Source organism: Clostridium sp. LY3-2 (assembly GCF_024705715.1).
GTDB lineage: Bacteria > Bacillota > Clostridia > Clostridiales > Clostridiaceae > Clostridium.
On record NZ_JAMDLQ010000017.1, the window covers coordinates 1 to 12,285 of the forward strand.

15 protein-coding genes and 1 pseudogene are annotated in these 12,285 nt (G+C 26.0%); 5 read left to right on the forward strand and 11 right to left on the reverse strand.

All coding sequences use genetic code 11. From position 1 onward, the window contains the following. A pseudogene (locus M4I33_RS05920) lies at positions 1 to 303 on the forward strand (hypothetical protein); the annotation flags it as partial. A gap of 356 nt (positions 304 to 659) precedes the next feature. On the opposite strand, the gene M4I33_RS05925 reads toward M4I33_RS05920, so the two are convergent. Continuing rightward, entirely contained in the window at positions 660 to 956 is a 297-nt protein-coding gene (locus M4I33_RS05925) for a DUF6483 family protein (RefSeq protein ID WP_257915950.1), read from the reverse strand. A 169-nt stretch (positions 957 to 1,125) separates the two neighbouring features. Here M4I33_RS05925 and M4I33_RS05930 point away from each other — a divergent pair, with 169 nt between their 5' ends. Continuing rightward, positions 1,126 to 1,605, forward strand: coding sequence for a GNAT family N-acetyltransferase (locus M4I33_RS05930; RefSeq protein ID WP_257915951.1), 480 nt, complete (start codon positions 1,126 to 1,128; stop codon positions 1,603 to 1,605). A gap of 43 nt (positions 1,606 to 1,648) precedes the next feature. Here the strand turns inward: M4I33_RS05930 and M4I33_RS05935 are convergent, their stop codons facing one another. Both M4I33_RS05935 and M4I33_RS05940 read right to left on the reverse strand, forming a co-directional pair. Then, positions 1,649 to 2,641 carry a DUF4396 domain-containing protein gene (locus M4I33_RS05935; protein ID WP_257915952.1) on the reverse strand — a complete coding sequence of 331 codons (993 nt, stop codon included), beginning with the start codon at positions 2,639 to 2,641 and terminating at the stop codon, positions 1,649 to 1,651. Positions 2,642 to 2,808: 167 nt separating this feature from the next. Further along, entirely contained in the window at positions 2,809 to 3,171 is a 363-nt protein-coding gene (locus M4I33_RS05940) for a MerR family transcriptional regulator (protein WP_257915953.1), read from the reverse strand. A gap of 200 nt (positions 3,172 to 3,371) precedes the next feature. Here M4I33_RS05940 and M4I33_RS05945 point away from each other — a divergent pair, with 200 nt between their 5' ends. Then, entirely contained in the window at positions 3,372 to 4,052 is a 681-nt protein-coding gene (locus M4I33_RS05945; protein WP_257915954.1) for a type 1 glutamine amidotransferase domain-containing protein, read from the forward strand. 44 nt (positions 4,053 to 4,096) lie between these two features. Here the strand turns inward: M4I33_RS05945 and lepB are convergent, their stop codons facing one another. The 4 genes from lepB to M4I33_RS05965 are packed head-to-tail and all read right to left on the reverse strand — an operon-like array spanning position 4,097 to position 7,517. After that, positions 4,097 to 4,537: a signal peptidase I gene (gene lepB, locus M4I33_RS05950; RefSeq protein WP_257915955.1), complete on the reverse strand. Its 441-nt coding sequence runs from the start codon at positions 4,535 to 4,537 to the stop codon at positions 4,097 to 4,099. Next, positions 4,510 to 5,148, reverse strand: a complete 639-nt coding sequence (locus tag M4I33_RS05955; protein WP_257915956.1) for a putative bacteriocin export ABC transporter — start codon at positions 5,146 to 5,148, stop codon at positions 4,510 to 4,512. The genes lepB and M4I33_RS05955 overlap by 28 nt, the downstream gene beginning before the upstream one ends. Continuing rightward, on the reverse strand, positions 5,149 to 7,170 hold the full coding sequence (locus M4I33_RS05960; RefSeq protein WP_257915957.1) for a DUF1430 domain-containing protein: 2,022 nt from the start codon (positions 7,168 to 7,170) through the stop codon (positions 5,149 to 5,151). 56 nt (positions 7,171 to 7,226) lie between these two features. After that, positions 7,227 to 7,517, reverse strand: coding sequence for a lactococcin 972 family bacteriocin (locus M4I33_RS05965; RefSeq protein ID WP_194191610.1), 291 nt, complete (start codon positions 7,515 to 7,517; stop codon positions 7,227 to 7,229). Positions 7,518 to 7,872: 355 nt separating this feature from the next. Between M4I33_RS05965 and M4I33_RS05970 the strand changes: the two genes are divergently transcribed. Both M4I33_RS05970 and M4I33_RS05975 read left to right on the forward strand, forming a co-directional pair. Then, a complete protein-coding gene (locus M4I33_RS05970; protein ID WP_257915958.1) occupies positions 7,873 to 8,439 on the forward strand; it encodes an accessory gene regulator B family protein in 567 nt (188 codons plus the stop codon). A gap of 1 nt (position 8,440) precedes the next feature. After that, positions 8,441 to 8,584 (forward strand): hypothetical protein, encoded by a 144-nt coding sequence (locus tag M4I33_RS05975; protein ID WP_257915959.1) that lies wholly within the window; start codon positions 8,441 to 8,443, stop codon positions 8,582 to 8,584. On the opposite strand, the gene M4I33_RS05980 is transcribed toward M4I33_RS05975, so the two are convergent. The 4 genes from M4I33_RS05980 to M4I33_RS05995 all read right to left on the reverse strand — a co-directional run bounded on the left by M4I33_RS05980 (position 8,561) and on the right by M4I33_RS05995 (position 12,173). Next, complete coding sequence (locus M4I33_RS05980) at positions 8,561 to 9,802, reverse strand: sensor histidine kinase (RefSeq protein WP_257915960.1); 1,242 nt, start codon at positions 9,800 to 9,802, stop codon at positions 8,561 to 8,563. The genes M4I33_RS05975 and M4I33_RS05980 overlap by 24 nt on opposite strands. Then, on the reverse strand, positions 9,799 to 10,515 hold the full coding sequence (locus M4I33_RS05985; RefSeq protein ID WP_257915961.1) for a LytTR family DNA-binding domain-containing protein: 717 nt from the start codon (positions 10,513 to 10,515) through the stop codon (positions 9,799 to 9,801). Before M4I33_RS05985 ends, M4I33_RS05980 begins: the two co-directional genes overlap by 4 nt. 643 nt (positions 10,516 to 11,158) lie before the next feature. Next, entirely contained in the window at positions 11,159 to 11,473 is a 315-nt protein-coding gene (locus M4I33_RS05990; RefSeq protein ID WP_257915962.1) for a hypothetical protein, read from the reverse strand. Positions 11,474 to 11,528: 55 nt separating this feature from the next. Continuing rightward, entirely contained in the window at positions 11,529 to 12,173 is a 645-nt protein-coding gene (locus tag M4I33_RS05995; protein WP_257915963.1) for a hypothetical protein, read from the reverse strand. Between the last annotated feature and the right edge of the window lie 112 nt (positions 12,174 to 12,285).

The window sequence follows — 12,285 nt, forward strand, 5'->3', positions numbered from 1 at the left end:
TTTAATACTTACTTCCTTCCAGGTAAAGATAGATTTTCTTATCTTGTATCAAAAAAATTAAACTACGCTCTTCATAAAAAGAAAGAATTAGAAATTTCTAAAGAAGAAAGTGAAATTTTACTTAGTCACTGCTCTGATTTTATTTTGAATTTAAGAAGATGGCTTAGAAAGTTTAGAAGCGTCGCTACAAAATATCTGCAAGTTTATTTAAATTGGTTTGTTTATATTTATGAAGGATCTTATGAAAAACATACTATTTTATCTAATTTAATAAGCTCTATTTTTTGCGTAAAAATCATTTAATTTTTCTTAAAATAACTCCTAATATAGATGTGTTTTAATAGCTTGTCCATCTAACTTTTACTTGTCTACTACGATCAAATTTTTATAGTTTGTCTGAATAATTTTCACTTGTCCAAAATATCAAAAATTTACCCAAATATAGCGAAAATCCCTTGTACCAATAATATCTCGTAACAATGATGTAGTTTTTTTAGAATTTTAAATTTTTTTATTATCACTTAGATAAGGTTGATATCCAAGCCTTGTACTTTATAATAACTGCTAAATTCCAAGTAAATCTTATATCTTTAATCATTTTTATAAATAAAAACACCTACTTATCTCTTCATGATAAGCAAGCGTTTTAAATTATAACTTTATATTTCACTATTCATAATTCTTTTTAAATCTTCAATTCCCCTTAAAACTTCTTCTAAAGAAAAATCACTTTTTAAAAGTTCTTCTTCATCTATTTTCTTTAAAGACTCATAAAATTCAAGTCCTATATCATAAATTTCTTCTGACTTATTTTCTTCTAACTCCTTAAATAGCATATCTTCAGCTTTATTATAGTCTTTATAAAATACTAGTTTAGTAAAAAGAATCTTAAAAGCATCATTTCCGTTAGAATTTATATTTATCTTTACTTTTGAATCATTATTGCTCTTTAACATAAAAAGTCTCCCTTTTGATAAAATTTATATTTAATATAGTATCACAAATATATATTAAAAATATTTCTTTAACCATAATTTTACCTTAAAGAAATTTATAGATTTTCCTTTTATAAAATTCAATTTCTGATATACTATACAAAATACATAGTTCTAGGAGTTGTTATATATGAAAATTCGTTCAATAAAAAGTTCTGACAATAAATCTATAGAGAAAATAATAAAAGATAATTTAAAAAGCTTTAATTTAGATATTCCTGGCACTGCATATTTCGACCCTGAAATATCTACTTTGAGTGATTTTTATAAACTAACAAACAAACGAGACTATTTCGTGTTTGTAGATGATTTAGATAATGTTTTAGGTGGAGTTGGAATCGCTGAATATGATGAAAAAAATAATATTTGCGAATTACAAAAATTATCTCTATCAAATGAATCTAAAGGAAATGGGGCAAGTTATAAATTGTTAGATGCTGCAATTAATTTTGCAAAAGAAGCTGGTTATACAAAAATATATTTAGAAACTTACCATACTTTAGAAGCTGCTGTGCATTTATACAGAAAATACGGTTTTAAAGAATTAGAAAAGCCTTTAATAAGCTGTAATCATGATACTATGGATATGTTTTTTATAAAAGATATTTAAATAAAAGAAGATATCTCCTAAATTCGAGATATCTTCTTTTATATTACATTCCCATCTTTATTCCTTTTTTAACTAATATCCAGTTTACAGGGTATGCAGTTACAAATCCAAAGCACATAGCTATTTGCATCATAAACCAAAACTCTGGTGTAGTTGGTGATAAACGTCCAAACCATACAAATATAACTAATGCCATAAAGCCATACATCCCTATTTGCCAAGAAGTAAGTGAGAAAAAGTCAATTTTTAAAGCTTTTAACCAAACCTTTAACCCCTTTTTCTTCATCATAGGTGAAATCGCTGCATATTGAAAAGTTACTCCAGTTAAAAGAGCTAAACAATAATCTAAAACCCATTCCCCAAATGTTAGATTATTAAAAATAGTAAATGGAACTACTAAAAAAATCCAAGGTCCGATCAAATCAGCTAAAGAACATCCAGCGCCACAGTGAAGAGTATCCGCAACTACGCCTTGCCAGAAACTAGAATATTTTTTCTTTGAGGGCTTGTTCTCATTCCCTGATCCTTTCATATCCATATTACTCATGTCCATTCCGTTCACGTGAGGCATGTCCCGACTTTTTATGTCCATTCCCTTCATATTTGTCATGTCCATATTGCTCATATCCATGCTCTTATCTTTTGACATATCCATGTTACCCATGTCCATTCCGTTCATGTGTGGCATGTCCACAATTTTCATACCCATTCCATTTTCTTTTGACATATCCATATTACTCATGTCCATTCCCTTCATCTTTGGCATGTCCACATTTTTCATATCCATGTTACCCATGTCCATTCCGCTCATGTGAGGCATGTCCATTCCCTTCATATCTGACATGTCCATTTTTCTATGTTTACCTATAGTAAAATAAGCTAAAAGGCAAAAAGGACCAGCCCAAAGCCCATTTATAGGCCAAACTAAATTCATTATTGGCATTTCCTTTTGAGGATGCCTTATAATATCAACTGTAATAATAAGTGCTGATACAATCCCAATACATATAAATATCTCTGATATAATTTTAAACAATAAAATCACTACCTAACTTAAAATAAATAGACCTCTAAAATGTTAATTTTTAGAACCTTTAAATTTATTTTACAAGTAGCATATGGCTATAATATGAAGTATTTAAAAGATTCAAAGTTAATTTACCTCTTTATAATAGTTCTGAAATACTTATAAAAAAATCGTAACTACTCCTTAGTATTTTTCTTAGTTAAATCCCCATTTATTTTGATATTTATATCATCTATATATATCTGCAACAATCTCTTTTGAGTTTCTAACTTTTCTCTGTGTTCAATTAATATATCTTCTTCTTTTAAATGAGTGTTTTTCTCCATAAGTAAATTCACATTTTTCTTTATTTCTTTTAGTGGCATTCCTATATTTCTTAAGCATTTTACTAAATTTATAAGTTCTATATCTTTATCTGTAAATACTCTAATATTATTTTTATCTCGCTTTATAGATGGTAATAGTCCCTCTTTTTCATAATATCTTATCTTCGACTGAGGAACATTAGTTAATTCAGCAATTTCTTTTATATGATACATAAAAATCTCCCTTCAATTCATACGCTTTAAAACTATCAATATATATCTATTTTAGATGTTAAATATATCAAATTATACTAAATAAATTTGAAGATACAAAAACATTTTTGTAAATTGTTGACTTAAAGTATACTTTAAGCTCTATACTCTAGGCATAGACATATTTAGAAATAAAATTTATTTAAAAAGGAGAGATTCAAATGAAAAAAGTTTTAGTAGTTGTTACAAATGTATCAAAATATGAAAATGCTGACGTTCCTACAGGTTTATGGCTTGGTGAAGCTGTTCACTTTGTAGATGTAATGGAAAAGGCAGGTTATACTATCGATTATGTAAGTCCTAAAGGAGGCTACACTCCTATAGATCCTCATAGTTTAGAAAAAGATTTTATGGGACCAGTTGACTGGAAATACTACACTGATATGAGTTTTATGAATAAGCTTGGTAATACACTTTCAGCTGATTCTATTAATCCAGATGATTACGAAGTTATTTACTATACTGGAGGACACGGAGTAATTTGGGATTTCCCAAATGATACTAATCTTCAAGGTATCTCAAGAAAAATATACGAAAATGGAGGTATAGTTTCAGCTGTTTGTCACGGTTTAGGAGGCCTTTTAAATATTAAACTTTCAAACGGTAAAAATTTAATTGATGGAATAAAGCTAACTGGATTTTCAAATAGCGAAGAAAAGGCAGTAGGTCTTGATAAACTAGTTCCATACCTTACAGAAACAGAACTTAAAAATAGAGGTGCAAGCTACGTTAAAGGTGCTGACTGGTCAGAATTTTCAGTGTCAGATAACAGAGTTATAACTGGACAAAACCCAGCTTCAGGTGCAGCAGTTGCTAGAGAAGTTCTTAAAGTTTTAAAATAACACTAAAGGCTTACTAATAGATAAATCTATCAGTAAGCCTTTATTTATGCCAATAACTTTCCTATTATATCATTTTCTTTTATTACCCCGAAAGCTCTACTATCTATACTGTTTTGATAATTATCTCCTATCACAAAAAACTCATCTTCTTTTAAATTAAAGACTTTTTTTTCACCACTATAATTGTAGTTAGTTTGAAGTATATTATTGATATAAACTTTCCCTTCTTTTAATTCAACTCTATCTCCATCTATTGCAATCACTCTTTTAACGTAAGATTCAGAATCTTTCTTAAAAACTATAATATCTTTGTTTTCATAAAAATCTGATTTTCTTATTATTTTAAATTGATTATCTTTTAATGTTGGAGCCATAGACTCTCCTGAAACTCTTAATATTCTAAAATTCATACAAACATAAACTGCACCTAAAAGTAAAATTACATTAAATAAAATTTTTATAATCTTATTCTTCTTGTTGCACATTCCTCTACCTTAGGGTCATGAGTTACTACTACTATAGTTTTTCCCTTTTTATTTATATTTTTTAGAATATTTAAAATAGAGTCTCTATTTTTTTCGTCTAAGCTTCCTGTAGGCTCGTCTGCTAAAATTATTTCTGATGGTTTTAAGATTATTTTAGCTAAAGCAACTCTTTGCTGCTCCCCTCCGCTTAAATGATAGATTTTTTGATCTAATATATCTTTTGATAGTTCAACTGTTTCTAAAGCTTCAGCCATCATTATTTTTTCTTTATCTTTATTAAGTTTTAAAAACTTAGTTCCAATTTTCAAGTTTTCAAATACAGTCTTTTCTTCTATTAGACCATAATTTTGAAATAGATATGATATCTTGTTTCTTAAAAGTTTTACCCCTTCTTTAGAGTTAATTCTAGGGTTTTTAATTCCTTCTATTACTATTTCTCCTGAATCTACTTTTTCTAAAAGTCCTATCATATTTAATAAAGTTGACTTTCCTTTACCGCTAGGTCCCATTATAGAAACTAGCTCTCCTTTTTCTATATCTAAGTTAAAATCTTTAAAAAGTATTCTGTTTCCATAGCTTTTATTTATATTTTTTAAGGAAATTATACTCATTTACTCTTCCCCCTTTATTACGCCTACTACATTTTTATTTCTAAGTATAGATGCATATATTTTAAAAATTATTATTTCTACTATAACAACAATAAATAAAATTACTAAATTTATATTTAAGATAAAGCTGCAAATAAGTAATAATATAAATTCTATTATTTGAGTTAAAATAGCTCCTTTATATACATCTATAAATTTATATCCACCTAAAGTTTTATAGATAATTTCTTTTTTATTTATAGTAAAGTAAATGCGCGTACTATATATTACAAGGGCTAAGGCCCCTACTATATAAACAAACAAGTCAACAGCCTTACTTAAAAGGCTAAGTCTTTTACTTTCTATAACTTCTGAAAATGTATTTGAAACATACTGAGCTTCTGGTAATACGTCTGTAAGTTTGTATTTTTCTAAATACGGCTTTATCTCTTCATAAGGATTATCAGTTTTAGTATCTAAAATATAGTATCCACCAGAGATAAAATTCATCATCTGATCCCAAAAAATTTCACCTTTATATAAGATTATTATAGGTTCTTCTATAAACCCAAAACTATCAGGGCTTACTTTAGCACTATATGAAAATAATTTTGTATTTTTATCATAAATACTTATTACTATATCCTCATCTTTTAAATCGTATATATTTTTATAATTTTCCTTTATAGCTTCTTTGTCCATACCTTCTGTAACAAATAAATTTAGTTTACTTTTATCAATTTTTTCAGCTTCAATCCTATCTCCCTTAGAATCTCTAACTTCATTTTCTTTAAGGTAATTTTCATTTATCATAATATAATTTTGGAAAGTTTTTTTATTTCTTTCTAATTTCTCTGGATTTGATAAATTCCTGCTATCAATTAAAATACCATTAAATTTATCCTTAGTTTCTTCGTAAAATTTACTAAGTCTTTTATTATACTCTAATTGATTATTATCAGAAACATCAGTAATATTGCTCATAAATGGCAAGACTACATAGTTTTTAGCTTTTAAATTCACGTCTTCTAGTATTTTATTAGTTTTTGATATTTCTAAAATTCCTGAAATAATAGCTGTTAAATTTGTTAGGAGTAGTGTTATAAATATAAATTTTGATATAAGGGTTACAACGTATATATCTCTATTTTTCTTTTTACCTTTAATAACAGATGATTCTTTTTGAAACAATATATTTGTATTTGCTAAGATAAATATAAATATTGCTATTGCAAAGAATAAGATAAATTTAAACATCGAAAAATTCAAAAAATCTAATAAAGAATTTCTATATAATGCCGCTATAAAAACCATATTTAATAAACTAATAAATACAAAACTAACTATAAAAATTTCTCCTTCTTTTTTTAGATATTCTTTTAATATATCTAAATTAGAAAATCCACTTATCTTTCTTAATACAGTTTCTTTACCCTTACCTAAACTATAAAAAATCATACTTATAGTTAATAAAAATAAAGGGATAATTATATTTTTAATATTTAAAAATTCTCTTTGAATGCTAACTCCATTATCTTTAGAAACTAAGTACCCTTCCTTGTTTATAGCATTTAAAACCTCATCTACTTTTTCAGATTTAACAAAGTATTTTGAGTTTTCAAGATTATATTTACTTACATCTTCAAAAGGATAAATAGTAGTATGTCCCGTAAAAGTAGACCCTGGAATTCTATTTTCACCAGATGTTTTTAATTCTCCATTACTTTTTAAAACTTCTACGTAATTATCTATTCCTACATCTAAAAAATCACCTGAGTTACAAGTTATGTAATATACATAATTAACTTTATCTTCCTTTGTAAGTTCTGTATTTACCATCATGATATCCGTATTTAATCCTTTTACTATCCTTTGAATATCATAAACAAAATCTTTACTCTTTTGCCCTTCCTTTTTAGATATTTGTATACTCTCTTTATCATTTTTAAATTTATTGTTGTTATTATTGCTGTAATCAAAGAAATTTAATATAGAAATAAATAATAAACTAACTACAAATATCGAGTGCATTATTTTCTTCATAGCCTACCCCCTAAAAATTATTATAAGAAGGCTAGTAAACTAGCCTTCTTCACTTCTTATTTTTTTCCTACATGATAATAAGAATTATCTACTTTCCAAGTTGATGATGTTGATGCATCTGACCATTGACCTTTTGCTCTATTATAATCTGTATCCTTTACTCCATTTCCATTAACAACTGACGATCCATGTATCTCACTTGCATGATAATACTCTGAGTAAACTCTGCCAGATCCAGTTCCATAATTCCAAGTTCCTCCCCCTACTTGTACTGTTTTCGCTAACCCTGTCACTGTACCTACTGCCAAAATACTCATTAATGCTATTGCTATAAATTTTTGTTTCATAATAATCTCTCCCTTTTACTTAATATTTTAAATTTGTAACGTTACTTCAAACTAATATTAGTATGTACTAGGATTTCTGCCTCGTTTTATGTCATTTACTTTATGACCTTATTCTAATTTTTTTATAACAATGTTTGCTACTTAATTCATAAAAGGCAATTTTTTTTACACAAAAATTAATTATTTTTAATACTCCTTCTTTTTGTTTAAATAAATGATTATTTTTTCAATTTATAATAAAAAATCTTTTTTAAAATGAATTTTATTACTTTTATTAACATTTTATTCCCTTTTATGCAATGTATTAATATAAAATAATTATTTAATTTATGATAGATACATAGAGACAAACGAGGTGATTATTATAGAAACATTAGTAAATTATCAATTAGATTTTCTAAAAAGATATACAAATATATCAGATTTAAAAACGATAGATAAAATGAGATATGGTTTATCATTTATTAACTCGGAACTTTCTAAATTTTTTATATTACTGTCTTTAGCAGCGTTAACAAATACATTAGATAAGTTTTTGATATTGATACTTCTACTTCCTATAAGAAGCCTTATTGGAGGACATCATGCTAAAGATTATATTAGCTGTTTACTTGTTAGTGTAAGTATTTATATTTCTTTAATATTACTATCTTTTTTATTTAAAGATTTATATATTTTAGTTAAGCTCTTTGGGCTTACCTTGTTTACATTATCAGTAACTTTCAAAAAGTGCATAAATAATCCTAATAGACCAAAAAGAACTAGTTCATATATTTATAAACTTAGATTTTATTCTTCATTGATCGTATTAGGATTCTTCATTATATCTAACACACTATCTAATATAAATTCAACATTTGGGTTTATATTGATAATATTATTAAGTTTTGATTTTATATTTATTAAAAAGGAGAATATTTAAAATGAGATTTAAAAAATTTATAGCTAAAAACATTTCACTACTTTGCCTTGCAGCTTCTGTAGTTGTACTTGCTTCACCTTGTTGGTTTTGGTCAGGTGAAACTACTCCCCCAGATTCACTTTTAGATAATGATACTGATATTTAAGTATTTTTTCTCAATATCAACTTGTATTGTACCGCCGTGCTTTTGGACTAACTCATTTACATTGAAAAGTCCATAACCACGGCCTTTTCCTTTTGTTGATTCACCCTTTTTAAACATCTTATCTATTTCTATTATTTTTTCCTTATTTATAGTATTAGAAACAATTATTTTATAGCTATGTTTCAACTTAGTTATTGTTAATCTAATTTCTTTAACAGTTTCATTTTCTATAGCTTCAATTGCATTATTCAAAAGGTTATTCAAAACTATCGATATCTCTGAATCTTCCATAGAAATATACTTTAATGAAGTTCTTATATCAAATGAAAAAGTTATATCCCTCTTTTCACATTCCTTTATTTTGTTATATACAACTGCTTTAATTATTACATTATCAATGTATTTTAAATTAGAATACATATCTAAATTAATCGATCCATCAATATAGTTTTTAATACTTTTTATAAGGTCTTTATCCTCACTAAGTTCAATTATAGATGTTATAGTCGCTAAGTGGTTTTTATATTCGTGTTCGTTTGCTCTAAATTGTTCTAATAAATCATTTAATACTAATCTATATTCTGCTAATGCCTTTAATTCCTTTTTTTCTTCTAACTCTTTATAAATAACTTTATATGAATAAACATTTACACAGATAAGTGCAATTAGCGAAATTAAGTATTGAATATAAATCGGGTCCCCAAATCTATTTTCATTTACAGTATTTAGTGTAAAAACCATAAAGAATGCTAAGTTAATTATAAAAGTACTTATTATCTTATTTTTATTTACAAGTCCTCCCATACTAAGCTTTCTCTTTCTTAACAATATTCCAATTGCAAATAATGCTATAATTAGAAGTGGAACAACCACTAAAAAGAATACACCATACATGCCTATAGCATCACCTAAAAGTGGCATTATTATAATTATTCCTATTCCATCTATTGCAAAGCTAATAATACTTCCAATAATAAGTTCAATACAAGTCTCAAAGTATTCCTTTTTATCTACAAAACCAACTAAAACTACCTTTAATAAGAAAATCATTATTCTTACGATCGAATGTAATGAACTAAATATTGAGAATGAAATTCCTAAAATAATTGCAATAATAACATATTTAAATATATTTTTTTTCTTATCTCTATTAAATAAAACATTATAAAAGAGAATAGATGATAATATCTCCACTACATTTATTATCCAAATAATCACCTTATTTTCTCCAATATATCATTTTTATATTTATATCCTATTGGTATGATATCTTCACAAGACCAAAATTTTGCTTCCCATACCTTGTTATCAATCCTCTTTACTTCTTCAATATATCTTCTATTTAATGCAAATGCTTTATGGCATTGAATAATTTCATTATCATCTATAAGCTTTAGGATTTTACTAAGTCCATACCCTTTTCCAACTATTTTCCCATTTTTAGTACGTAAGATACAATTTCTATCTAGATACTCAATAAATATTATGTCTTCCGTGTACACCTTGGTTTTTATAGTGCTAGATATATTAACTAAAATATGCTTTCCTTCTTTTTCTAAATTATTATTATCCTCACCAAATAAATTAACTATCCTTATTACATCTTCTTCATCATAAGGCTTAACTAAAAAATCATAGCAATGAACATCTTTAAATGCTTCAAGCATGTAAACAACATTTGCTGTAATAAATATAATTCCTGTTAAAGCATATTTCTTTTCTTTTCTGACTCTTTTTGCAAAATCAACACCAAGCCCATCAGGGAGCTCTATATCAAAGAAAAACAAATCAATATTTCGCTTTTTTAAAACTTCCTTTGCCTCCTTTAAGCATTCTACTGCATACACTCTTGAATCCAAAAAGTTTTTTTCAATAATTCTTTTAAGTCTCTCCCTTTGATCTTTTATATCTTCTACTACTAAAATATTCATTTTCCCACCCCCATACAACTCTATATTATCCTTTTTACTACTTTTTTTCAATATTTTTCATATTTTTATGTAAATTTTTGTCCCTTTCATGTTCCATATTGATTAACCAAATTTATTAATTTTATACTATTCTTAAATATTTATTAGGAGACATATATGGAAACTATAATTTTAAATCATGTATCCGACCTAAATTCATTATTCAAAAAATTTAACATTATCTTAATTAAATCAATCAATGACAAAAAAGAGGTGATAAGGAACTTATCCTCGATACAAAATAACAAACTCAATATTTTTATTATCTACTCTAAAATAAATGATTCTTATAATTCACTAGATCCACTACTCAATACCCTTAAAAACTATAAAAAGATATTCATACTAGATGGTACTACATCAATTTTTATTTCTTGTTATTTTAAAAATAAATTTCCTAGTATAAGTAATTTAATTAAAGTAAGTAAGTTATATCCATCAAATCATCTAAATATCTTAGTTACAAATACACTAACTTTACTAATAAACTCTAAGCTAAATTCCTACGACTACTTAATTACTGAAGAATTAGAAAATTGTATTATCTATAAATCATTACAAGAATAAAAGAAAGCTATCGCAATATTAATGCGATAGCTTTCTTTTAATAACTCTTTACTATATATTTTTTTCTAAAAGCGTAACCTAATACTACATTTACAAATTGTAAAAGCATAGGTGAAAGCATAATAATTTGATATGACACCATATTATTTATAAGCAATACGCTTAAAGTAATATTTATCATTACAACTGCTATATTTGAAATTAAATAAGTATTATAAAAAAGTTCCTTCTCTTTTAACCTTTCTATATCTAAATTCAAATATAGAATCTTCCCTTTTCTAATTATATATACTACTGATATATAAATTGCAAATATTACGTTTAGTATTATATTTAGTATAGCTAAAGTCATTTAAACCGCCTCTCTTCTTACGTTTTCTTCATTAATTCCTTTTATTACCTTTATTTTATACATATCTACCGCAAAGTTCAATAAAACTTTGGAGTTCAAAAGTAACTTTCTTAATATATTCATAATTTATAAAATCACAAATGTTATCTTCATTTTTTATATTTAAAAATCTAATAGTTTCAACCAAGGTATCTTTAAATAAGTACTTGCCACCCTTATCTTTCAAAAGTAAATTTCCGTTGTGGTGAACTATACAGTTTCTTAAACTCCCAAGTTCTAAAATTAAATTAGATAAACCTTTAGGATAGCTAATTCCATACCTTCTTTTTAAAACATATATAGAAAATCTAACATTCATAAAAGAAGTCGAAGTGCTGATTGGCTCGTTTAAGCTTCTAGAATAGGACTGCCATTTTCTTTTTTCTTCATCTAAAAATTTATTTATATCTATCTTTTTATTTGAAAATCCCTCTATTTCAGATATATAGTCTTGCATAAATGATTCAAATAAACTCATCAAATATATTATGCTCTTTTTATAGTTTGCTTGTTTTGCCTGTATATTTAATATCCTTATGCTTTCTTCATTTTTTAGAGTATCTCTTTCTATCATTTCATCTATTTTATTTTCTAAAAGCATATCTGGAAGTCCTACTTCATTTCCTATTCTTCTTGAATATTTTCTACATACAGATACCAAAGTTCCCCCTCCTAGCCTGTCTAAAGTCTATTTCTATATTATATTTTTAATTCACTCCATATATTAGTAACTCATAATTATATTTTCTAATTCTATTTTTAAAATATGTAAT